Consider the following 25,010-nt stretch of genomic DNA (forward strand, 5'->3'; position numbering starts at 1 on the left):
AAGACGCTAGCGCGTCCGCTCTATTCATCCCCGCCCTGAACGGCGGGGTTTTCCGCGCAATCTGATAAACAGCGCTGTTTCCCCCCTTTATTGATTCATTTAATTCAAAGTGGCGAGCGCACAGGACAACTACCCAAAATGCTAGATCATGCGGCTCACTCTTTTTCCTCTGAGTTAGAACAGCGCGCCATCACCACCACAGCGCTTCTAGAACCCTTAATGATTTTAGGGATGGGCGGTATGGTTTTATTAATTGTGTTAGCTGTTATGCTACCTATCATTCAATTGAACCAATTAATTCAATAATAAAATTAAAAAAGCCAACTGAATTTCAGTTGGCTTTTTCTTCTAACGATTAACTACCTGTTAAGCGGGAAACGTACCTACTACGCCTCCATCCTCACGCCAGATTACCACTGTAGCAGGACGTGGACGCTGTGCTGCTGGGCCTTCAGGCCATGTTGATACCTCTGTTGGATGAGCTTGCGCCTCTGGCACACTCTGGCCTTCTCCTGGGTGCTGAATATTAATGAAAATATATTTCATATCCGGCGTCCAGGTAATACCAGTCACCTCACTGCCCTTAGGTCCAACCATAAAGCGACGAATCACTTTACTTTCAGGGTCAGCAACCAACATACTATTATTACCCTGCCCTTCGTACACACCACTATTAGAATAGCTACCGTCCGTTTGAATCCACAATAAACCACGGGGATCCACGGCCAAACCATCTGGACTATTAAATGTGTTGTTTTTGTCGATATTGTCTGTACCGGCATATACATCATCATGCACATTTGGATTGCCTGCTAATACAAAGACATCCCACTCAAAGGTGTCAGCAGTCGCATCGTTACCGCTTTCGCGCCAACGTACAATTTGACCATATGCATTCTTATTACGCGGATTTGGGCCATAGGCATCCGGGTGCTTAGGACCACCTGGATAGCGCTCTTTACCACCACCACGTTCAGAGTTATTCGTTAGAGTAACAAAGACCTCTTTAGTGTGAGGATGAACGGCTACCCACTCTGGGCGATCCATTGGTGTCGCACCTACCGCATCCGCTGCTTGACGAGTATTAACCAGTAACTCACCCATATCAGCAAATAAGTCACTTAGACGACGACCATCTACGGTGGGCGTAGCCAACACCAAGGGCACCCATTTACCAGAACCCATAAAGTTGCCGTCGGTTGCCTCATTATCACTAAATACGGCTACATATAGCGTGCCTTCGTGCAAAAGCGCACGGTTTGCAGCATCGTTATTTGAGTTATATGTACCTGAGGATACGAACTTGTAGATGTACTCGCTGCGTTGGTCATCGCCCATATAGACCACAACACGATTATCTGGTGCTAATGTGATCGCTGCGTTCTCGTGTTTAAATCGACCTAAGGCTGTGAGCTTTTTAGGATTAGAAGTGGGATCAAATGGATCAATTTCCACTACCCAGCCAAAACGATTGACTTCATTTGGCTCTACTGTCCAATCAAAACGCTCATCATGGGTATCCCAACGGTAGGAACCACTTGCAGTTTTACTGGAGCCTTTATAACGCTTGAATGCGTCAATCTGCTTGTCAGTTAAGTACGATTTGTAATCAACGTCATCTGACTTTTTCGTACCAATTCCAAAATAGTCAGTGAAGTTTTCTTCGCATGTTAGGTAGGTATTCCAGTAGGTATAGCCATTACCACAGTTACCAAATGTACCATAGGCATAACGGCCCTCAGGGTCCTTATTAGTACGAACCCAGTTATTGTTAGCCGCTGGTCCTACTAACTCCATGAGGGTATTACCATTCACACTGCGGTTATACTTGGAATCCAGAACAGGCTCCCACAGCCCCTGATCATTAAGACGCACATGAACAACCGATGCCCCCTGAGCATGCTGAGATTTACGTACCCAGTCAGCATTCCAACCTTCACCACCCGGTACTACACCTTGAGGGAAGAAAAAGTGCGGCGTAATGTATTCGTGGTTAGTAACTAATAACCCCTCTGTACTTGTGCCACTGATACTGTCTTTGCCATCAATAGGGAAAAAATGTAGGCCATCATGGTTATAACCTACCTGCTTCAATTGTGCCTCGGCGCCTTCACTTGCATCACCAATAAAATCAGGTGAGCCTACGTGCAGCTTATCACCCCAACGATTAATCACAGCATGACGATAGCCATCTGGCACCGTGACTGCATCTAAGGTATTGGGTTCTAATCCGGCAAACGCCTTGATTTCCTCTGGATTAAACTCAGGTAATCCTGCGTCTCCCGCCACCCAATCATCTGATCCACTACTACCACCACAAGCAGCCAAACCTAAGCCGAAGAAACCAATTGCACCTAGACCTAAGCCCGTTTTCAAAAAACCTCGACGAGACTGAGCAGTCTCTACAAGCTCATGAAAAGGGGTCGTTTTTGTTCTATTCGCAGGAATGTTATCCCAATCAAAATCACTCATCACTGACTCTTTTAAATAGTTAGTCAAAAAAGGAAACCAGTGAAATTGTGACAAAACAATATGAAATTCATATTAAATCCGTATTTTTGATTTGCTCATGAGGAGACTTGTGGCCTCCCCCAGTGGGTCAACGTTTTTCAATAGAAAACAAGAAACTCAGAATGCCTAGACTCAATCTAAAATCAAAAAATTATTTAGGCAAAATGTAACAATAAAATAAATACATAAATCAATACTTATTAAGTTTAAATCTTTGGCGTTATACCCCTCTATTTATTTCCCATCCTCTTTCTGCCTATAATAAGGCCCTTAGCCATATTACTGAATATTACGGGCATGACACAAAATACAAATACTGATGGGATCGGTGGGCATTTCTTATGCTCGGGTCATCTTAAAAATTTTAAGGCTGTTGGCGAGTTAGGTCAGTCCGTCTATCAAGTGGCATCAGCCTTACGGGAAGCCATACGTCGCAGCAATCAACCCTCCCAATCACCTTTAGAGTGCTTTCTTGCTATCCCCCAAGCTAACAATAGCTCTCAAGAGGTCGACTGGTACGCGGATGAACGCCTCAACACCTCTGACTCATCCAATACAAGCGTTGTTAACTGGAATCAAGCCACCCCTGAAGAACAAGAGATTGCGCGCCACAAATTGCTACATTTCGAACAAGAAATCAAAACACTTAGCAATAAGCTTCTTGAAAAGTCACAAGGAGCTAAAGGCGATCTTTTTACTTTTGCTAGTCTATTACCCAAGACATTAATCACTCCATCTCAACTGAAAGAGATTGGTTCAGCCGAATCATCGTCTTATATTATTGATCCCAGCTATATCTATTTAGTTGGAGCCGAGCAACACCCTGTACTGGCTTTTTGGGGCTTTAATCATCCCAATGCAAAAAACAATCAAGAGCCATTCCATTTTCTGCACAGTCCGGTAAAAGCGGCTCCGATACTAGCCACCGCCCCTCCTCTTGTTGCTGCAGCCCCTATTACGTCTGATGAGCCTGTAATTCCTGTTGTAGAAACTAAACGTAGTATCTGGTCTTGGTTACGTTGGCTATTGCTGGCGTTACTGTTCCTTTTCTTATTGTTTTTTGTCTGGCGTAGTTGTTCCCGACCCTCTCTGCCCTCATTACCAACTGCGAGTCTATCCAGTCCTAGTTTGACTAGTCCTACCCAAACACCTCGTAAGCTGTGGGGCTTTGATCTACCGAATTGGTTACCTAGCTTTGGCTCAATACCTACTATCTCATTACCCTCTATGGGAATGCCTGACGTAAGCCTACCCTCTATGAGCATGCCTGATTTGAGCATGCCTGATTTGAGCATGCCTGATTTGAGCATACCTGATCTGAGTATGCCTGACTTAAGCTTGCCTTCTGCAAATCTTGATAGCAACACAACGCCACCTATAGAGCCAGATAGTGTCATACCGCCCTCTGAATCAATAGCAGATGTTCCTAACGTAGTCCCACCAGTTGTAGAGCCTGAGCTAGCACAGCCTCCTAGCACAACAGAAACGCCACTCACATTAGGACCTGAATTACAAATTCCGCCACAGTTGGCAAATCAAGCGATGCCCAGCTACATCAATGGAGACTGGCAAGTTCATGCCATTCAAGATCAAAAAACAGGACGTCCTGTACGCTTAGAGTATTCAATTCAAGATGGCGAGGGGCTTGTCCGTATACATCAAGGTAATAACGTCAGCTGTTTAGGTGCTGTAGAAGCCATAGGCCAATCCTCCGCATTACACATCACCAGTACTAACCAAGCCTCATGTAGTGACGGCAGCTCCTACGATATGCCTCAAGTCGAATGTAGGCTAAATGCCCGCCAAGAAACAGAATGCTTTGGTCGTTATGGGAATCAACAATTCCCAATTTCCATGCGTCACGCTGCTAAATAATAAATGGAGCAATCAATGCTACCCGAACTGATAGATTTTCAAGACTCAATCACACTGGTCAGTAATACCGGAATCCAATTTTTAGACTTTGGAATTAACATCGGCGCACGCGAACCCAGTGGTCAATTCGTTGTACTAGAAGATGCCCCAGTAGCTATTCTGGCTGAAGACGATAAAGGTTTTTTTTATAACTCTGACAACTCTTCCTCAGAACTCAGAAAAGCGGCTGAACCTCACTACGACCTGCCCTTATCAGAAAGCGCAAATCTACTCAATGGTATATGGTTACCATTGCCTTTTTTCCGCTACAACAGCTCTCGCTATGAGCAAGGCCCAAACAACTGGGCTCGTATTCGTTTTGCTGAGCTAAACGAACCAGACTTTAACGGCAATACCCATCGTATCACGCTCGCTTTTGATACAAAGCTCATGGCTGACAATGCAAATGCTCAGTACTTGGCCCCCACCCCAGATGATGTGGCTGCTCCATCTATATTCAAACTAGGTTTAGGTCTTAGTGAAATTAAATGGTTTTTTGATTTAGCTTGGGTCAATAACTGGCTTAAAGACATCTACGAGCAAGCACATAAGGACGATGATGAAAATGAACTTAAACACAATCTCAAACAACATCATCATGTAGCGCACTACCTCAATCTGCTAAAGCTACTTAGCCCCATTGCGCCACAAAAAAACCATCACACACCTAAACTACAGTTACCAGAGGTCAAAATTATTGACCATGCAGGAAAAGGGAAATCCGTCATTCCCGTTGACTTAGTTTTAGACGTAGGTAACTCTCGCACTTGCGGTATTCTCGTTGAGAATCACGGTCAAGCAGGTATGGGGCTTATGCAGAACTACCTATTGCAATTACGAGACCTTACACATCCAGAAAGAGTCTACAACGACCCCTTTGAAAGTCGAGTCGAGTTCAATCAAGCTCTATTTGGCAAGGATAACTACTCTAGGCTTAGTGGTCGGGTGGATAGTTTCCTATGGCCCACTTTTGCTCGTGTTGGCCACGAAGCCAATGATCTTGCAAGCTGCCGTCAAGGTTCCGAAGGATCTACCGGCCTATCCAGCCCAAAACGCTATTTATGGGATAAAAGCAATTACGAACATGGCTGGGTCTTTAACAACAACAAGCTTGGGCAATCGAACGTTAAGGCCATGACAGCCCCCTTTGCCTCACATATTGATGGTCAAGGCGAAGCCCTGTACAAACAAGAAGAAGATTATCGCCTACCTGTATTACAACCTACGTATTCTCGCAGTGCCCTGATGACCTTCATGCTGGCTGAGGTCATTGCTCAGGCCTTAAGTCAAATCAATAGCGTATCGCAACGCACGAAGCAAGGACTAAGCGAGCATCCTCGCCGCCTAAACAGCATTACTCTGACAGTGCCTCCCGGAATGCCTCTCGCGGAACGCTCTATCCTGAATGATCGACTTCTTCAAGCCTTAGCCTTGGTATGGAAGTGTTTAGGTTGGCATCAAGGTGACGAAAGCCCGTACGAGGAAGCCTCTGAGAGTCATAACGACACCCCTTCTCCCTCTATGCCCATGTGTCATGTTGAGTGGGATGAGGCCTCTTGTGGTCAACTTGTCTATTTATATAGTGAAATCGCCAATAATTTTGCTCATCGTCCCGAAGAGTTCTTTGCCAGCCTACGCCGTCCAGACAAAGCGGATGATAAAAGCATTACGCTGGCTACCATCGATATCGGTGGGGGCACGACTGATTTAGTCATTACCAACTATAGTCTCAACGGCGAAGGCAGCAATGCACATATTATTCCTACCCAACTCTTTAGGGATGGTTTCAAAATTGCAGGCGATGACATCCTACTTGATGTGATCCAAAACTACGCTCTTCCCAGTTTAGAACAGGGCCTTAAAAACACAGGCGTCTACGAAATCGATGCCTTAATGTCTAAAATATGTGGCACTGAAGCACTTTCTGCCAGTGACTATATATTGCGTCAACAGCTTAACCTACAGCTTTTCACGCCCCTCGGTTTAGCCATTTTAAGTAAGTATGAAAACTATGACCCCACTACCCATGACAACCTAAGTGGTGATTATACGTATAAAGAGCTTTTACCAGGAAAAAGCATCAGTCCTGCCGTTCAAGAATACATAAATAACCATGTTCGACGCGCTGGCGGTAGCGGCCCTATCGATCTAATGAGTTTACCTATTCACTTGGATTTTAAACGGTTACATCAAGATTTCCTTAGCATGCAAAAGGGCTTCAATATTAGCCAAACACTTTCAGCGCTAAGCGAAGTTATCTTTAAATATAACTGCGACAAATTATTACTAACTGGCCGCCCATCACGTTTACCAGGCATCCAAGCCTTAATGCGTCAACTATTACCTTTGGCTCCTGGTCGTATTCTGCCAATGCATAATTACCGTACGGGCAGCTGGTATCCATTCCACCAAAATCAGCGTATCGATGACCCAAAAACCACGGCGTCTGTTGGGGCTTTGCTTTGTTTACTGAGTTACGAAAGTCGATTACAAAACTTTTTCTTCCGAGCAATTAGCCTGAAACCTTATTCTACTATCCGCCATTTTGGCGTGATCGACAGTACAAACATTATTACGGATAAGGATGTTCTGTTCCGACATATTCAAACAGAAGAAGGCGAGCGTGGTAATGAAAAAATCAAACTACCTGAAGACCCTATTACCCAGACAACTCCTTTACTAGAGGTACGTGGTGATATTCGTCTTGGTTTCCGTCAACTTGATACCGCTCGTTGGACTGCCTCTCCTCTCTACACCCTACAGCTAACTCCTGAATGCGCCAAAAAATACACCGAGGCAACAGTGAACGACACATCAGTACGTGACTTCCCGGTGATTTTTGTTGAGTTAAAAGTGAAATCTGGAGGGCCTAGAAATTATGGCAATCACCTAATAAGTGATGAACTGGAAATCGCTAACGTCAGCTCAAACACCAATAAAAGCTTTAGCAAACGCGATGTAAAACTTGAGCTCAACACCATGCTTGAGGCTCGATCCAATCACAACAATTACTGGCTAGACAGCGGGAGTGTAAAAGGCTCATGACATCCAATTTACAATCAAACATGACCCAGGCGTGGTCTGCTATTTATGAAAATATGACAGAGGCCTTACTATGGGTTGACGCCGTGCGTAAAACAGCTCCCCGCTTAGATAGTGAGGCTGAAAATATTAAACTTCAGCTCTATAGAAATAAAAATCTAGCGAATAGTTTACGTCGTGTCGCAGGTACGCCCATGACGGTTGGTTTTTTTGGCTTATCTCAAGCTGGAAAATCCTATTTGATTTCAGCTTTAGCTGCGAATCACGATGGTAACCTCATCACTAACTTTGGCGGTGAAACCCTTGACTTCCTAGAGCATATTAACCCCGCAGGAGGAGGTAAAGAAGCTACCGGTCTGGTGACTCGATTTAGCCGTCAAGCGACCGAAAGCCCTGACTCTGCTTACCCGGTCGAACTCAACCTATTTAAAGAGGTTGAGATTGCGATGATCTTATCCAATGCATGGTTTAACGACTTTGATCAAGAGTTAATTAACTATGAAATTGACGAAGCTCTTATTCAGGAACACTTAAAAGCATTCTCAGAAACAACTGAGCTCAACGCTGCGCCCTCTGTGAGCCCAGAAGATATTGTGGCTCTAATGGATTATATTGGGGAAAAAAGATCCGTTAGTAAGCTCAAAGCTAGCTACTGGCCTAAAGCAATACAACTAATACCACACCTAGACTTACCTCAACGTGCTGAGTTTTTCTCAATTCTTTGGGGTAAGCAATCTAGAATCACTGCGGTCTACCTGCAACTTGCCCAAGCACTTGAGCGATTAGGTGGAGCTCAAAAGGTGTATGCAGAACTAAACGCCTTAGTTCAAAAAACAGAGTCAGGCTTCACCCAGTTAAATAGCATCATGAACGTGGACACCTTGAATCTGCTTGGAACTGCAGATGACCGAGCTATTCGAGTACGTCCCATTATCAATGGTGAAATACAAAATGTTACAGAAATAAAGACAGCCGAACTCACGGCTCTAGTCAGTGAAATGACGTTTAAACTGGTAGATGCTCCTAAAGATACCGTAGTGGAGAAAGTGGACTTATTAGATTTCCCCGGATACCGATCTCGCCTCAAGATGCCAAGCATTAAGCCTCTTCTTGAGCAAAGTGATCTAATTGCACAACTTTTATTACGCGGCAAAGTCTCTTATTTATTTGAGCGTTATACCAACTCCCAAGAAATGAATGGGCTTATTATGTGTACAAACTCAAACAAGCAAAGTGAGGTTGTAGACGTTGATAAGGTGCTCAGTGAGTGGATACATAAAACTCAAGGAGCAAGCCCAGAAGAACGTTCTACCCGTCAGCCAGGCCTGATGTGGGCAATGACGATGATGGACATGTTTGTTCAAGGCGCCAGTGCTCTAGCTTCTAATCAGCGCCCTGAAAGCTGCTCTAATCTAATGAAAATCACGATGTTAGAGCGTTTTGGTAAATCTGATTGGATGCAAAACTGGGACAAAAAAGCCTTTAACAATGCATTCCTAGTGAGGAAACCTCGGTTAGATAGTACTTTTTTAGACTTAGATGCTCAAAAAAACGAATTGAATATTAGCCCTAATTCGGAAAATGCTCTTGCCGAATTACGACATAGCTTTATTACTAATAGCTCTGTTCAAACTCACGTAGAAGACCCAGCAGCAGCATGGGATGCCATGATGGCTCTTAATGATGGTGGTATTACTCGACTAGGTCTAGGTATAGACAAAGTTGCTGATCCAAGCTTTAAACTTCAACGCATTCAAGAGCAATTAATCCAAATCCATACCCAAATCAAAAACAGCTTAGGTCAGTGGTACCACAAGGATGCAGATGATGCAGAAGGCGCACAACGTGAAAAAGCACAGTTAATTTTACAAAATTTACAGCCTGTCTTGTATCAGCAAGGCGCTGAACTTATGCATCAGCTCAGCTTAACTGATGCCACTGTACATAATCTGTTCCTGAGTGGTGATTATGACTCCCAGCATGCTGCCGAAACTCCAAAACCAAGCCCGGCTCCAATGATGGACTTTGGAGGTTTCGATATTGGCATTAATTTAGCTCAGCCAGCAACCCATACCACTCAAGCAGCCCAAAGCCATGAGCAACTATTTGCCAATGCTGCCTATCAAGCTTGGATTGCACATCTACGTCAACTCAGTCTTAAAGACTCCCCCTTACAAAGCTTAAGCATCCCAAATCACGAGCAAGTAGTCCCCGCCTTAATTGAAGAGCTAATTACAGCAAGCTCACGTAAAGACCTTGCTACGCTCATTAAAGAGAAAGTGCTAGTCAGAACGCAGGACAACGCTCGTCGGGAACAAGTTGCTCAACGATATGTGCTGAATGCGCAACTTGCTATTCAAGATTTCATTGCGTATTTGGGATATATTACTGAGCCCAGCGCCTCTAGACCAAAAAATGCTCAAGACCAAGCGCTATTTGAGTTTCACCCGACCTTACCTGCGGGACAAATCCCACAATTACCTGATACAGCTATGCCCCCCTACACCCTATTTTTAGGTCACTGGATGGTGGCTTTATATAATTTAATTATTGAAAATGCAGGCCATAGTGCAGGCAGAGAGATCTCTGTTGAGCAGAATGCCCAGCTTGGCACTATTTTACGCAATATCGGAGCTATTTAATGTCCACTCCTCTTATTATTAAGTTGGTCCCTACCACTAACAACGAACCTGGACATGCTCTTTTTCGTCTGCCAAAAAACTGGGAAGGCGAACAAAACCCGTTGTATTTAACCGTCCAAAACTCGAATACAAATGAGTATCTACAAACCGCTCAGAACACGGTCAATGTTTGGGAGGCGACCTCTTGTGAGTGGGTACTGACAGGTTTCCAAGAAGTAAATGGACAGTTACAGCTTCAACTTGGTTCTGACATTATTGATCCGTTGCTTGAGGCCTCTTCTCAGAGTCCAACTTACGCCATTACACTACGGGATGAGGCAGGCTATAAACGATCTGGAGGGCTACTTTTTCATGCTGACAGCTCTATTTTGCCCTCCAATGCGAAAAGCGAAACAGCCAAACGCTCCGCCATGTTTGCCCCTCATCCAGCTAACGTATCGCTGGCAGCTCATCAGACTGAACAAGCCCCTGTTGTCACCCAAGAGCCGACGCCTGAGCCTGAGGCAGTATCAGAGTTTAAGTCTGATGAGCACGTAACCCAGACTCCTCCGCCTATAGCCGTCTCCTCTACAGCAGCTCAGCCTAAGAGCAAGAAATGGTTAGGCTTACTTCTGGCCTTACTCTTACTGCTAGTCGCAGCGGGCATTGCTTTCGCTGTTTGGTCGTGGCTCAAGAAGGGAGATAAAGACTCAGACACCACTGCCCTTACTGAACCGGCTGTGGCCGCAGTGACGGCCTGTGACCCAAGCAAAATGACGGGTCAATCCGATGTGGAGTTTATTCAAGCCTGTTTAAAAGATAAGCCTGACAGTGCATTGTTACTACAAATTATCGATCAAGCTAAAACATCAGGGCACTGCTCTATTGCCCAACGTCTGTATGCCAATCGTTCTCAAAGCGGAGACAGTGTGATTGCAGCTGCTTACGTCAAAGAGTACGATCCTAAATTCCATGAAAAGTCAGACTGCTTTCCAGAGCCCAACGCAGCAACTGCTAAATACTGGTATGAATCCATTTTAGCGAATGAACCAAACAACGCTGAGGCCAAGCAACGTTTAGACGAACTAAATCAATGATTAAGAATCTCTCCCCCTTATTGTTCAGCGCCGCCTTTTTATGGGCCGGAGCGGTTACAGCTCAAACAGCAGCACCTCTATTACAAGAGGGAAAACAAACCCTGCACCAGCGCGTACTCACTACACCTGGCTGCCTCCTATACACTGAACCGAATCAAGACACTGGTATAGAGCAACCGGCATTCAGTCGATTTTATGTATACGAACGTCAAAATGACTGGATTAAAGTAGGCCCTGACAGTTTAGGCAAAACAATTGGCTGGTTAAATCAAAGCTGTACTGTTGACTGGAAGATACAGCTCAGTCTTGCTTTTACCAATCCAGCAAATCGTGATCGCCTCATGTTCTTTAAAGAGCGTGACACTTTAGAGGAAATTCTGGATGCCCCAGATCCCGTAAGCATAGTCGTGCCATTACGAGATCAATTAACAAAACAAGAGCAAACCGATAGCGTCCTAGCTCAAGAGCCAGAGTATTTCGTTGATCTACAAAAAGAGTTTTACCTCTTACCCATTTTAAGTGGTGAAGAAGTCATGACCGAGTCTGGGTTTAGGGCTCGCATCTTAAATGTGGCCTCTGTTAGTGAAAAAACCACCTCTGATGTAGATAGCACCAACGCAAGCACAAACAGTCAACTAAAAGCATTTAATGCTGCAGTTATGTTTGTCATCGACTCCACCATTTCAATGGACCCTTATATTGAACGTACTCGGGATGCAGTACGCAATATTTATGACAAAATTGAGGCAGAGAACTTAAGTAAACAAGTTAAGTTCGGTTTAGTTTCTTATCGAAATAGTATCGAAGCAACACCAAAAATCGAGTATTTAACACGTGTTTATGCAAATCCTACAGAGGTCACCAGTGGTCAGGATTTCTTAGAGAAAATCAAAGATCTCAAACAAGCCGCAGCCTCTACCGCAAGTTGGAATGAAGACACCTATGCAGGCATGATGGAAGCCATTAATAGTGTGCAATGGCGAGATTTCGGTGCCAGATATATTATCTTAATCACCGACTCTGGTGCATTAGATACTGACAGTCCTCTGTCCTCCACTCAACTAGAAGCTCAACAGATTCGAGAGGAGGCGCGTAAACGAGGCATTGCCATCTATACGCTACACCTCAAAACCCCTCAAGGCTCACATGATCATGCAAAAGCCGAAAGCCAATATAGTGATTTATCACTTTTCACCCCAACAGGCGACAACCTGTACTATCCCGTCAATGCCGGTGACGTAACCGCTTTTGGGAAAATGGTAGATAACTTAGCCGAAGCCATTACCAATCAAGTCAAAGCGGCCTATATGGGTGAAGAAGCCATAGGCAGCGCGAGCTTTGCCGAGGCAAACGATAAATTAGATCCTATACAGCAGCAAGCCAGCACCATTGGGCATGCCATGCGTTTAGCCTACTTGGGTTCAACCACTGGCACTCAGGCTCCGCCTGTATTTAAAGCTTGGATTAGCGATAGAGACTTAATCAAGCAACAAATCCCCACCACCGATGTACGTGTATTGCTTACTAAGGCACAGCTTAGTGATCTACGTGATATTTTAGAAAAGGTCATGCTCGCCGCTAATGAAGGCTTAATTGCTCCGACCGATATGTTTGCGCAGCTACGTTCCATTGCGGCCACAATGGGTACGGACCCAAACCAAGTCTTTGATAAAGACAATACCAAGCTGGCTGAACTAGGCATTATGGGTGAATACCTAGAGGACCTGCCCTATCAAAGTGAAGTCCTAAGTCTAGACGAGGACACATGGGTAAACTGGGATGCTTTAACCCAAGAGAAATTCATTCGTACCATTAATACTAAGCTGCGTCATTACCGTGATTATCATGCCGATACGGATCATTGGGTAAGCTTAGCGCCAGACAGTGATGCTCGGGATTTTGTCTACCCCGTGCCCTTGGAAATGATGCCCTAGACAATGCTACATATACAAAACCTAGTCATCAAACGCGGTGGGGGCTCACAAGCTCACACCGTGGTTTTAAATGAGTTGCAATTACAGCAAGGACAAATCATAGCGATTACTGGTTCTAGTGGTTGTGGCAAAAGCACGCTATTAGAATCCATAGGTTTGCTCCTAAAACCCACACAGCTAACGCGTTATGATCTAGGCTTGCCAGCGGTTTCTTTAACACAATGGCAGCAACAGCCTGAATCCTTAGTGGCTCAATTAAGAGCAGAAAAAATAGGCTTTATTTTACAAAATGGGGGACTTATTCCCTATTTATCAGTACAAGACAATATTCAATTGCCTCGTCGTATTCTTGGCAAATCTCGCTCTAGTGAGTCAATAGAATATGCCATTGAGCAATTAGGCATTCAACATTTACAACACCAGCTACCTGCCACTCTCTCTATAGGAGAAAGGCAACGAGTTGCTTTTGTCAGAGCCATTGCCCATGAGCCACAGCTAGTATTGGCTGACGAGCCAACTGCTGCCTTAGACCCCATACATGCTCAGGCTCTATTTCAGCTATTTACTCAACTAGTTACTACTCTCAAAATGAGTGCATTAGTGGTTTCACATGACTGGGAACTAGTTAGGAAATTTGGTTTAGCTCAGCTTCAGGCTCAAATAACCCCGGGGGTATGCCACTTTGTTTAATGTTTGCTGGCAACTTGCTCTCAAAGATCTCTGGCATGATCGCAACGTATCCTTATGCATCATCGCCGCCTTGGTCGCTGTTATTGCTCCATTACTGTTATTGTTTGGACTCAAACATGGTGTGATTACTCAGTTACAGCATGACCTAACTCAAAAACCTGATCTCTTAGAGATTAAAACCCAAGGTAATACACACCGTTTAGATCTAAGTTGGATTCAAACAGTACAAGAAAGAGAGGATGTGAGCTTTGCGATTGGGCTAACTCGTTCACTCAATACTGAAGCCCAAGTTTTTAAAACAGAACAAGCAGCAAAGAATAATTTTAAAGATCATTTATACAGTGAAATTATTCCTACTCAGCCCGGCGATCCGTTATTAAGAAAGCACCTTGCCTCTATTGATGCAGAGCATGTCGCTATTAGCTACGCCTTAGCGCAGAAACTGAATGCAAAAATAGGAGACCCTCTTTTTTTCAGGTTAGCCAGAACCTCCAATGGTATAAAAAAATTTGTTTATATCCAATCTACGATTGACTATATCTTAGAGCCCAAAGACTATCCTAGACCCGCAACATTTGTTCCCATGGGATTTTTATTAGGTATTGAGTATTTTATTGATGGCATACACGACGACTTTATAGTTGTAGATCCAGTCCCCACTCAACATCAATTTGCTAATGTACGCATTTATGCTAATAATATGAGCGATGTACTGCAATTAAGTGAATGGTTAGAACAACAACATATCAATACTCATAGTCAACAATCAGCCATTCAAAGTATGCTTACTATTAATCAAGTACTTAGCTTAATTTTTACAGTTATAGCTGGAACGGCATTAGTTGGCGGATGCATATCATTAACTGGGTCTTTTTTAGCTAACATCGATAGAAAACGTCAATTAATTTCCACTTTACGACTACTTGGTTTTAATAAAAAAAATATTGTATCGTATATAACTATCCAAGTTTTTTTTATCACTACCTTTTCATTTATATCGGCTCTTGTTTTTTATTTTCTAGGCAGTTCTATTTTTAATACAGCTTTGGGAACGCATAACCAAACAGCAGCCTTTTCCACCTATCTTAATTACCAACAGTTAGGCCTGGCTTTTGCAATCACCAGCCTTTTGTCTTTTATCGTCGCCTTAATCGGTGCTATTCAATCTATGCGGATTGAACCAGCGGAGAGCCTTCGTGAACTTTAACCCTTTTTTCCAGAAAATAAGTCCTCTGCTTTTTCTAGCACTCACAGCCCCAGCACAGGCTGCATGGGATGAAAAATATTACAATCCAGCTCCACTAGAAGACGATATTATTCTTCCTATGCCTTGTGAAGGGTCGATGGTATTTAGAAAAGTCGCTTTAGCACAAAACTCTTTTCTTGATGACAAGCAAATCACGCTAGGACAAGACAGCGAGGAGTGGGGCTACATAGAACAATCTAGACCAGCTTATATTTCAGGTAGTTTCACAGAGAAAAACCATAAACGTTATTATCTCATCGCTAAATACGAGCTAACGGAGCTGCAATATCAATCCGTTATGGCTGATAGCTGCCCAAAACCCAGCATGAAACTACGTTTACCCGCCGTCTCCTACAGTTGGATGAGTGCGGTTCAATTCTCTGATACATATAATCTATGGCTCAGACAGCACGCCGCCGAGCAGCTTCCCATCGAAGATGGAGAAAAAGCCTTTGTACGCTTACCCACAGAAGAAGAATGGGAATTTGCGGCACGTGGAGGCAGTGCGGTGGATTCAGCCGCCTTCAGAGATGCCCGTTACCCTATGCCAGAAGGCATGAATGAGTACGAGTGGTTTTCTGGCAGCCAATCGTCAAATGGCAAATTACAAGTCGTAGGTTTACTCAAAGCTAATCCACTTGGCCTTCATGACATATTGGGTAATGCGAATGAAATGATGCTCGAACCTTTCCGTGTCAATAAACTAAATCGCCTACATGGACAAGCCGGGGGCATTGTGGTGCGAGGGGGCAACTATCAAACAGCCCAAAGCTCTATAAGAACTGCGGCCCGTTTAGAGCAGCCCTACTACCAAAATGACTCACATACACAAGCCAAAACAACTGGCATGCGCTTTGTGCTGGTCGCCCCAACCCTCACCTCTAGAGATCGCGTTAACCACATCGCAGCCGAATGGAAACAACTAGGTCGGGGCACTGAGCACGAAGGCACTGAGCAAGCGGTACAGACTTTACAAAACCTGAGTACTACCGTTGTAGATGAATCCTTAAAAAAACAACTCAAAGACCTAGAGAATGAGTTACGCGCTAGCAATGAAAAACAAGCTGAGGCCCGAGATCAAGCTATTTTAGCGAGCTTAAATCTAGGTGCTTTTTTATGTACTAAATTAAAAGATGATGGTCGATATACTCAAACCCTACAGCGAAACTATGACAATATCTGTAGCCCTGGTGAGGAAATTGATGACCACTGCCCGCAACGAGCAGAAAAACTCCAAGAACAGCACGCCTTGCTTAGCGGTGTAAAGCGCTATTACGCCAGCAGTCTAATCGACTCAGCTCTACTGTATGGCTCTGATCTCATCAAAAAACAAGTGCCTATCCTCTATGAAAACCTAGAGAGTAATAAGCAAATTAGCAATCTAAAACCTTTTGTCAAAATTTACTGGCAACACCAAGAAAATTACTTAAAAAACCAGCAAATCGATACAGATAAGTGGTTAGACCAATGTATCGCAGCCAATTAACTCTTAGGAAAAAACCATGTCCTTTACCTTATTGAAGCCATCTGCACTTTTAGTTGCCCTCGGATTAAGTGCGACCTTAATTCTGTCTGGCTGTGCCTCCACAGGCAGTGGTCTATTAGGGGGTGCCTCGGCAGACCCTCGTTTAACCTCTGGCTCGGATGCTCAGTTCTTTAGCAAGTCTGGCTTTCAGGCATGTGCGACAGGTGCTGGGGTCGCTGCCTTAGCCTGTTTAGCCTCTAATGCAGGTAACAAACCCGCCTGCATGCTTGTGGCTGGCATTGCTGCATGTGGTGTAGCCATGGGTGGTAACTACTACCTTGATCAACGACGTTCTGAATACGCCAATACCAATGAGCGTTTAAAAGCCATTACCTCTGACGTTCAAGCCGACACTCAGCGTATAGTGGCTCGTACAGAAACCGCTTATGCCGTTATTCAAGATGATAAGCGTCACCTAGCCCAGATTCAAAAGCAAATTGCCACCAAACAAATGGACGAGGCTAAAGCTAAAACCGAGCTAGCTCAAATTGATCAAAATATTGAAGTCATGAATCGTGATCTAGCAAACATGACAAAACGAGCAGAAGAATACGAAAAAGTGGCACAGCAAGAGCGTAGCGATGGCGCCAATAAGAATAATGTAGCAAAACTAGATAAAGATATCGCCAACATGCGCAGCAAAATTAACGTACTCCAAAGCGAGGTAGCTAGCCTTTATGACCAACGTAACGCCATTAAACTAGGATAATAATATGAAAAAAATCATAGTATCTCTATTGGTTTTTGCATTGACCGGATGTGCAACAACCTCTGGGCCAAATGGCACCTCTACAGAATGTGACCCAAGCCAAAAAGAAGCGGGTTTTTTTACCAAAATGAAATGTGATTGGGGCGGTGGGTATGCAGCAACTGTTAGCAATAATGAAGACGCGTTAATAGCAGCAAGAAATGAAAACCTTCATTTCAAGCAAATTTATGATCAAATCTCATTGCAGCAACAAGACACAAAAGCCTCGCTAGAAATACAAAAGCAACGCAACCAACAGCTAAATCAATCGTTGTCTGCTTTACTCAATCAGGTCAAGGCTAAACACGGTAATCAGGCTACTATCCAGCAACAAATTAACCAAGTTGAAGCTAAACTTCACGCAGCTCAGGCTACACCGGCTAATAACCCAGCTGCTATAGCAAAAAAACAAGAGGAGCTACTGCAGCTGCAGCGCCAGTTACAGCGACTACAGCTTAGTTTAGGATATGAATAAATAACACTATGTTACGTCTAGCCCGTCTACAAAATAACGAGTACTCACCTGAACAGTTGCAACAGGCTACAGAAGCCTTGCAACTGCTACAGAAACACCTGCCTGCTAGTATTGTGCAGTTATTTGCCACGCCTAGTTTAGTCAACACTGACCCCAGCTCAGCGCTAGACTGGCTAAGTACTAAAACAGGACAAATTCAACGGTATGAGTCCTTATCTGATCTAGAAAAAGAGCAAATAAGCACTCTATTTACAGAAAAAACTGCAGCGATTCGTAGCCTACAAGCCCATTTACAGCAAACAGGGCAATCAAGCCAAGCTGAACTACTGCGCCCTTTTACTGCCGCTCCTAACCTTAATGACCTCTATGCCGTAGACGGGCAACCTGTATTAATTAACTGGTTAAATCCCCCTGCCTCTGAGGCTGAGCCCGTTGCTATCACGCCTGCTGCTGTCCCCCTTGCTACGGCCCCTACATCCAAACGTCTTTGGCCATGGCTACTTTTACTTTTATTAATCCTGCTTTTATTAGGGGCTTTACTTTGGTGGTGGCTCAGTAAAAAGGAACCCGCCACAACTGAGCCACTAGCTACCGCCATAGAGCAACCACAATCTGTTATTGAGCCGATTTCAACTCCGGTTGCTGCAGACCCTATACCCACGTCTACATCAGACCTGACTCCTATCGCCTCTGTTCCTATTACAGTCCCAGCACCAGCATCCAATAACTATGCCTGTGCAGCAAACACTAAAAAACCACCTGAATTTACACTTGTTTTTGATACCTCTCACTCAATGAGCCTAAATATAGGTGTTAGTCTACAAGATGAGGAATGGTTTTATGACACAGATATAGAAACCATAGAGCAGCTGGATCGAGCAAAGCGTTTGCTCACCGGGCCAAGCCGATTTAGTGTCGCGCAAACAGCATTGCGTGGCATGGTTAATGACTTACACCCCGATATCTCTGCTAGGTTGCTCACATTCAACACCTGTGAGAGTATTCAAAATCACGGCGTATTTAGCCCCACCCAACGTCAGCGTCTTTTAAGCACAATTAACAACCTAGAACCACAAGCTGGCACTCCCTCAGCGGAAGCCCTATTTTTAGCCGCTCAACAAATGGACGGTGTTAATAATGATGGAATTATTGTCTTATTTATTGATGGCGAAGATGGCTGCGGAATGAATATTTGTCAGGTAGCGGAATATATCGCCAAAGAAAAACCTCGATTACGTGCCAATGTCGTTGATATCAGTGGTTTTGGTTTATCGAACTGTGTAGCAGAAGCAACAGGGGGACGTATTTATAGCTCGGGTAATGCTAGTCGCATTAACGAATTACTGCGTAACTCAATTGAAGAAGTCGCTGCCGATGCAGCCTGCTAAACTATGCATAATTACTAAATAATTAACTCCGTCAATAGGGACCTATCATGAATCAGCAATCTATTCGCCTTGGCGCAGAAGTTCGGGTCTGTAATGCCACTCACTCTATGCATCAACATCTAGGTAGATACATGGGTCCCGCGGAGCTGCCCGGTCTAGAAAACCGTCATCGTGTTTGTTTTGATGGTAAAGTTCACTTACTATCTGAAGACGATTTTGAGCTTCTTTATCCAGAAAAAGATATACGCCACGACTAGGCTTGATGTTTACATTCACTTTCAAATTAGCTTGACAAACATCTTGACATCCATCATAGCCATACCCATACTGGGTTATTACGTAGGGGTTATATCTTATAGCCCCAATAAAAAATAATAATTATTATTAAATCTTACAGCAAACAACTCTCACGTTGCTGTAATACTCTGTACATATCACGTCTATATAATTTTAGAATCAGACAGACGTTCTTATCTACATTGATAAATACTTATAAAAACAACCCAAAAAGGGAACCATATAATGAAAACAATTTACCCAACAGATCTTATTGCGCGTCCAGATCACGCAACACTAAATAAAACGGATATTCGTTTAGGCGACGTCGTCTATTTACAGCCTAAAGATGGCCCAAAAATTGCTAGCACAGTCATTTACAGCTCGCCTGTCTTTGGTTGCACTACTTATACAGCAGACGCTGCATGTACTAAAGGAAATCGAATTCGCTTTCGATTCCGCCTCAAAGATGTACATCATGTGGCCTCTCGCCAAGAAGCCATCCACTAAACACCAAAAACGCCTGCCTAGCAGGCGTTTTTTAATCCCGTTACACTAAGGGCTATTCTCAGTCAAAAGGAACATGCCATGAAAAAAGTGTACTTAGCCGGCCCTGATGTCTTTGCCCATAATGCCACTGAACTCAGCGAGCAGCATAAAAAACTATGTACTGCACATGGTTTTCAACCTTTGCATCCTGCAGACGCAGCCCAAACCACAGCCAAAGACATTTACAACGCTAACATAGCGCTGATTAAATCAGCTGATGCAGTGCTTGCTAATTTAAATCCTTTTCGCGGTGCCGAAGCAGACTCGGGTACAGCATTCGAAGTAGGCTTTGCCATCGCCTTAGGTTTACCTGTGATTGGATACGTAGATGGCCCCACCACCGTACTCGACCAAGTCAAAAAATTCTATGGCCCAATTTATTTAGATGAAGAACAAAATAAATGGCTAGATCAAAATGAAAATCTAGTCGAAAACTTTGACCTACCTATGAATTTAATGCTGGCTGAGTCCTGCGAAATTATTTACGGTGGATTGCTAGAGGCTATTATTCAACTCCAAAGACGGTGGTACGATTAGTCAAGTGGTAGAATAGTTTTCTCATTGATTACTACATACCGTCATGATTCCTATTTTGATGTATCACCAAATTGGCGAGCCTGCCCCTAAAGGGACGCCCTTTAGAGGACTTACCGTTCATCCTCGCGATTTCAAACGCCAAATGATTTGGTTAAAGCGCTTTGGCTATACGGGGTTGTCCATGCAAGACCTTATGCCCTACTTACAAGGCCATAAGTCCGGAAAAGTCGTAGGAATTACCTTTGATGATGGTTATCAAAACGTTTTACAAAATGCCATTCCAGTATTAAACGAACTAGGCTTTACCTCCACCAACTACATCGTGAGCAATCACTTTGCAGGCTCCAATTTTTGGGACCATTCTAAAGGGGTACCTAGCTCTACTCTCATGTCTCTGGCCGAATTACAACAATGGGTAGCGGCAGGCCATGAAATAGGCTCTCATACTCTAGACCATGTACACCTTCCAGAGGTAGATAGCGAAGAAGCCCAGCGACAAATTCAACAGTCAAAAGCAGACCTAGAGCAAAAACTACAAACTGAGGTCAATGCTTTTTGTTATCCCTACGGTCACAAAACCCCTCAAATTGAAACCTGGGTACGCAATAGCGGTTATAGCAATGCCACCACCACTGAACGTGGTTTAGCTCTGCCTACCGATGATCCCTTTGCCTTGCCGCGTATAACGGTGGCCCGTTCTACGACTATTTTTCGTTTTTTACAAAAATGCCTTACTCAACTAGAACATAAAAAGCGTTATAAAAAATGAGCTTCCCTCGCTTACGTATTGCGTTTATTACTTATAAGTTTGGTCATGAATATGGTGGCGCCGAGGCTTACGGCGTAGATGTAATGAAAGAACTATCCAAGCGTCATGACATCACCGTCATTACCCGTGAATACTCAACGGCTTGTGGTATCAATCTGCCCTATAAAATCATTGCTCTCTCAGAGCGCTGGCCTAGTTGGGTACGTACCTACCTCTTTGCCAAGGCTGCCGCCCAGCTATGCTCAGAAGCTGGCTACGATCTCATTCATTCCCACGTAAATGGCTGGGTCGGTGATATTGACGTTCTACACGTTAAATCCGTTCGCTATCATTGGCTGACCCGTGCTCGATCGGCAATAAAAAAAATAACCAACCTAATTAGCCCTCGTATACAAATGTATCTATGGCTAGAAAAACAACGCGTCCACCTCAAACCCCCACGTCGAACCGTAGTGGTATCGGAACTATTAAAGCAACAACTCCAAAAAGCATATCAAACTAATTATCCTTTTGATGTGATTACTCCAGGCGTTTACATCCCTAACAAGGACCAAAATGTAAGGCAGAAAACCCGTCAACAACTGGGCTTTTCACAGCAAGATATCGTATGCATCCAGGTGGCCAGAAACCCGCTTAACAAAGGGCTATCTACTATCTTAGACTCCCTGGCAACTCTGCCTACCCATATCAAGTTACTTGTTGTTGGTGCTCCTAACTCAGTAGAAAAACAATTACAAAGTCAGCTAACTCAACAGCAGCTTCTACAGCGAATTATCTTTATTCCCCAAACTGAGAACATTAACCCCTACTATCAGGCTGCAGATCTATGTTTGCACCCCACCTTTAATGACAGTTTTGGTATGGCTCCCTTAGAGGCAATGAGTCATCAGCTTCCCGTGATCATGAGCCAAGCCAACTATTGTGGTTTTGCTCATTATGTGACCCATGAGCACCATGCCCTCTTGCTACAAAACCCCCATAATGCAACCGAATTAACCCAATCGATACAGCGCCTATTAACTGACACAGTCTTAACACAACAGCTCACTCAACAAGGCCATGAATTGGCTCTGGATTTTAGCTGGGAAAATATTGCCAAACAATTTGAGTCTATTTATGTAGACATTTTGGCCGCTCGTATTCACCAAGGCAAACCGGATCATCGTTCCTAAACGCTAGGCTGGCAAAACGTAAAAAAGCTCGCTAACTATAGCGAGCTTTTTATTTAGCTTCTATTACCCATTAACGTGGTAATAGTTTTTGATAATAGTTGGGCAGTGCAAACAATGCCCCATGCACAGCAGAGTTATAGTATTGCAAGTCATCAATCTCTCGCTCTACTAACCGCTGTTGTACCTGCTCTACACCCAATTGCGCTGGCTGCAAATGATCAGAAACCACAGCCATTGCCCAATAAGCACCATACAAAGGGATATGCAAGCCATAAGCATTCACGTGTTTAAATACTGAGTTCAACTCAGAACTTAAGCGTGTGATTTGCTCGGGTTCATAAAAAGGAGCACCTAGGTGAATCACCATAGCACCACCTTCGGCTAATACCTTTTTACAATCCTGAAAAAACGCAGGTGTATAGAGTGGTCCGGCAGGCGTTTCTGGATCAGTCAAATCCAGAAAGACCAAATCAAACTTTTGCTCTGTTTCTTTAACAAACTGAGCTCCATCACCCACCACTACATTTGCCCTAGGACTATCTAAAGCCCCTTTATTGATAGAGAGCAAGTGCTCTTTAGAAACAGCAATGACGTCACCATCAATATCAACCAGCGTGGCTGACTCAATGGACTTATGTTTAAGCAATTCCTCTAGAGCCCCACCGTCCCCACCACCCAAGATAAGGGCATGACGAGGATTAGGGTGAGCCATGGCAGCAGGATGAATAAGCCCTTCGTGGTAAAAGAACTCCTCTTTTTCTGCTGTCATTAAACAACCATCTAAACGTAAGGTTGTACCCAAATCAGCGGACTCTAGAAGCTCCAACTGTTGAAATGCCGTTTGTTTAGATAGAAGACGACGCGTAAAGCGAAAACCATACACACTATTTGGATTAAGATTTTCCCATAATAGTTCTGGCTCGCTTGGTGCATCTTGATCGCCACGTATTAACTGATTACGTTGAATTTGCGTTGGATTAAACGCTGCAATAATTCCATCAAGCAATTGTTGTGCTTTGCCTGAGTTATCATCACTAAAATTACATACGTAAACATCTAAAGTGACGCCCCCACGTTCAGGCCATGTATGAATGGCCAAATGAGATTCGGCTAATAAAACCGCCCCTGTCACACCACCGGGTTCACCTTGGTATTCAGGAAACGTTACCCATTTATCACCAACAATGGTGAGTCCAGAAAGCTCTGTCTGTTGACGACATAGAGCGGCCAATGCGTTTTCATCGACGAAAATAGAAAGATCGCCAGTACATTGGTATAAATCTGCGGTAAGGTGCAGGCCTTGCATAGGAACAGCGCTCCTTGGTGAAAGGATCCCAGTCACCTGCTAACACACAGCAGGGACTGAAAAAAGCCTGAAGCCCGTCATTAACCGAAGTTAGAAACGACGACTTCACGAAAAACGTAAGATAATACAGCAATATGCCTGCGGCATATATGCTTACAACACAAAAACAGCAAGTTAGCAGCAAATATGCCACGCTTAGCTATTTTTAAGGGGATATTATCCACTTTAAGGCTTACCACCAACCGATAGCGCGCCCCAAAGCAATCACCCCAAGCACAGCAAAAATCGAGGCGGCAATCGCATGCACCAAGCGCACAGGTATTGTGCCTGAAATACGATCACCTAATAAAACGGCGGGCACATTCGCAATCATCATGCCCAAGGTAGTTCCTATCACCACCTGAACAAATGCCTGAAATTGTGCAGCTAAAGCCACCGTAGCGATTTGAGTTTTATCTCCCATTTCGGCTACAAAAAACGCAATTAGCGTGGTGGTAAACACACCAAATTTCGCTAACTTAGCGTCGTCTTCATCAAATTTATCAGGTATGAGCATCCAGCCAGCCATCAGCAAAAAGCCAATCGCTAAAATCCATGCCAAGGTAGTGGGTTCGAATAAACCAGGTAGCCACGCGCCTAGAGCGCCAGCTAAAGCATGGTTCGCCAATGTGGCGACTAAAATTCCTAGAATAATGGGCAGAGGTCGTCGAAAACGAGCTGCCAGAATAAATGCAAGTAGTTGGGTTTTATCACCAATCTCGGCCAAAGCCACAATACCGGTTGAAACGAATAATGCTTCCATTTCTATAGACTCCTGGCCGGTTTCGCAGACAATTGACCGTATGGTTTCCCCGGCCAACATGGAAACAATACGGTCAAAGGTCTTGCCAGGCGGTGTGCTGCTTAGGCCATGATCCGGTGGGATCAAGTATGTTGACTTAAGCCTCTGATAAAGATCAGAGCGGCTACTCCCCAATGACAAAGGGACTATAACGGATAATTCCTAGTATGTCTAATCGGTTCTTGACAAGTATCAAGTGACTATAGGGTTTTTAGGTATAAGCTAATGCATGATACTTAAACTAAATCCGAAACGAACTGCTACACACACATCGTTTCACTCTGCTTTATCAAAAGGTAGACGTATGCGAAAAACGGTAAAAACTGAACAATTACAACCGGGCAAACGAGGCTTTCTTAAAAACCTTCT

19 protein-coding genes, 1 pseudogene and 1 riboswitch are annotated in these 25,010 nt (G+C 44.1%); of the genes and pseudogenes, 17 read left to right on the forward strand and 3 right to left on the reverse strand.

Going from position 1 to position 25,010, the window contains the following annotated elements:
* Nucleotides 1–72 precede the first annotated feature (72 nt).
* Nucleotides 73–306, forward strand: a pseudogene (locus tag Q0Z62_RS06730) (type II secretion system F family protein); the annotation flags it as partial.
* A 60-nt stretch (nt 307–366) separates the two neighbouring features.
* Here Q0Z62_RS06730 and Q0Z62_RS06735 read toward each other — a convergent pair.
* Nucleotides 367–2,472 carry a PhoX family phosphatase gene (locus tag Q0Z62_RS06735; RefSeq protein WP_298052521.1) on the reverse strand — a complete coding sequence of 702 codons (2,106 nt, stop codon included), beginning with the start codon at nt 2,470–2,472 and terminating at the stop codon, nt 367–369.
* Nucleotides 2,473–2,808: 336 nt separating this feature from the next.
* On the opposite strand from Q0Z62_RS06735, the gene Q0Z62_RS06740 reads away from it, so the two are divergent.
* The 16 genes from Q0Z62_RS06740 (at nt 2,809) to Q0Z62_RS06815 (ending at nt 22,494) form a co-directional block, all read left to right on the forward strand.
* Nucleotides 2,809–4,386 (forward strand): SrfA family protein, encoded by a 1,578-nt coding sequence (locus tag Q0Z62_RS06740; protein WP_298052522.1) that lies wholly within the window; start codon nt 2,809–2,811, stop codon nt 4,384–4,386.
* A 15-nt stretch (nt 4,387–4,401) separates the two neighbouring features.
* Nucleotides 4,402–7,470 carry a virulence factor SrfB gene (locus Q0Z62_RS06745; protein WP_298052524.1) on the forward strand — a complete coding sequence of 1,023 codons (3,069 nt, stop codon included), beginning with the start codon at nt 4,402–4,404 and terminating at the stop codon, nt 7,468–7,470.
* Complete coding sequence (locus tag Q0Z62_RS06750; protein ID WP_298052527.1) at nt 7,467–10,109, forward strand: virulence factor SrfC family protein; 2,643 nt, start codon at nt 7,467–7,469, stop codon at nt 10,107–10,109. The genes Q0Z62_RS06745 and Q0Z62_RS06750 overlap by 4 nt, the downstream gene beginning before the upstream one ends.
* A complete protein-coding gene (locus Q0Z62_RS06755) occupies nt 10,109–11,185 on the forward strand; it encodes a hypothetical protein (RefSeq protein WP_298052530.1) in 1,077 nt (358 codons plus the stop codon). Before Q0Z62_RS06750 ends, Q0Z62_RS06755 begins: the two co-directional genes overlap by 1 nt.
* Complete coding sequence (locus Q0Z62_RS06760; protein ID WP_298052534.1) at nt 11,182–13,119, forward strand: vWA domain-containing protein; 1,938 nt, start codon at nt 11,182–11,184, stop codon at nt 13,117–13,119. The genes Q0Z62_RS06755 and Q0Z62_RS06760 overlap by 4 nt, the downstream gene beginning before the upstream one ends.
* A gap of 3 nt (nt 13,120–13,122) precedes the next feature.
* Nucleotides 13,123–13,809, forward strand: coding sequence for an ABC transporter ATP-binding protein (locus Q0Z62_RS06765; protein WP_298052537.1), 687 nt, complete (start codon nt 13,123–13,125; stop codon nt 13,807–13,809).
* A 121-nt stretch (nt 13,810–13,930) separates the two neighbouring features.
* Nucleotides 13,931–15,016 carry an ABC transporter permease gene (locus tag Q0Z62_RS06770; RefSeq protein WP_298052540.1) on the forward strand — a complete coding sequence of 362 codons (1,086 nt, stop codon included), beginning with the start codon at nt 13,931–13,933 and terminating at the stop codon, nt 15,014–15,016.
* A complete protein-coding gene (locus tag Q0Z62_RS06775; RefSeq protein WP_298052543.1) occupies nt 15,006–16,541 on the forward strand; it encodes an SUMF1/EgtB/PvdO family nonheme iron enzyme in 1,536 nt (511 codons plus the stop codon). The genes Q0Z62_RS06770 and Q0Z62_RS06775 overlap by 11 nt, the downstream gene beginning before the upstream one ends.
* Before the next feature lie 16 nt (nt 16,542–16,557).
* Entirely contained in the window at nt 16,558–17,289 is a 732-nt protein-coding gene (locus tag Q0Z62_RS06780; protein WP_298052547.1) for a hypothetical protein, read from the forward strand.
* 4 nt (nt 17,290–17,293) lie between these two features.
* A complete protein-coding gene (locus Q0Z62_RS06785; protein WP_298052553.1) occupies nt 17,294–17,803 on the forward strand; it encodes a hypothetical protein in 510 nt (169 codons plus the stop codon).
* Nucleotides 17,804–17,811: 8 nt separating this feature from the next.
* Nucleotides 17,812–19,191, forward strand: coding sequence for a VWA domain-containing protein (locus Q0Z62_RS06790; RefSeq protein WP_298052557.1), 1,380 nt, complete (start codon nt 17,812–17,814; stop codon nt 19,189–19,191).
* 47 nt (nt 19,192–19,238) lie between these two features.
* Nucleotides 19,239–19,448, forward strand: a complete 210-nt coding sequence (locus Q0Z62_RS06795; RefSeq protein WP_269901612.1) for a hypothetical protein — start codon at nt 19,239–19,241, stop codon at nt 19,446–19,448.
* Between the two features lie 265 nt (nt 19,449–19,713).
* Entirely contained in the window at nt 19,714–19,977 is a 264-nt protein-coding gene (locus tag Q0Z62_RS06800) for a hypothetical protein (protein WP_269901611.1), read from the forward strand.
* Nucleotides 19,978–20,055: 78 nt separating this feature from the next.
* Nucleotides 20,056–20,553 carry a nucleoside 2-deoxyribosyltransferase gene (locus tag Q0Z62_RS06805; protein WP_298052566.1) on the forward strand — a complete coding sequence of 166 codons (498 nt, stop codon included), beginning with the start codon at nt 20,056–20,058 and terminating at the stop codon, nt 20,551–20,553.
* 58 nt (nt 20,554–20,611) lie between these two features.
* Nucleotides 20,612–21,322: a polysaccharide deacetylase family protein gene (locus Q0Z62_RS06810; RefSeq protein WP_298052584.1), complete on the forward strand. Its 711-nt coding sequence runs from the start codon at nt 20,612–20,614 to the stop codon at nt 21,320–21,322.
* Nucleotides 21,319–22,494 carry a glycosyltransferase family 4 protein gene (locus Q0Z62_RS06815; RefSeq protein WP_298052571.1) on the forward strand — a complete coding sequence of 392 codons (1,176 nt, stop codon included), beginning with the start codon at nt 21,319–21,321 and terminating at the stop codon, nt 22,492–22,494. The genes Q0Z62_RS06810 and Q0Z62_RS06815 overlap by 4 nt, the downstream gene beginning before the upstream one ends.
* A 70-nt stretch (nt 22,495–22,564) precedes the next feature.
* Here Q0Z62_RS06815 and speE read toward each other — a convergent pair whose 3' ends face one another.
* Both speE and Q0Z62_RS06825 read right to left on the reverse strand, forming a co-directional pair.
* Entirely contained in the window at nt 22,565–23,800 is a 1,236-nt protein-coding gene (gene speE / locus Q0Z62_RS06820; protein WP_298052576.1) for a polyamine aminopropyltransferase, read from the reverse strand.
* Nucleotides 23,801–24,032: 232 nt separating this feature from the next.
* Nucleotides 24,033–24,602 (reverse strand): TMEM165/GDT1 family protein, encoded by a 570-nt coding sequence (locus Q0Z62_RS06825; protein ID WP_298052579.1) that lies wholly within the window; start codon nt 24,600–24,602, stop codon nt 24,033–24,035.
* Nucleotides 24,567–24,786: riboswitch (yybP-ykoY riboswitch) on the reverse strand. Its footprint overlaps the gene before it by 36 nt.
* Nucleotides 24,787–25,010: the final 224 nt, after the last annotated feature.

This window comes from uncultured Paenalcaligenes sp. (genome assembly GCF_947630565.1).
Taxonomy (GTDB): Bacteria; Pseudomonadota; Gammaproteobacteria; order Burkholderiales; family Burkholderiaceae_B; genus Paenalcaligenes; species Paenalcaligenes faecalis.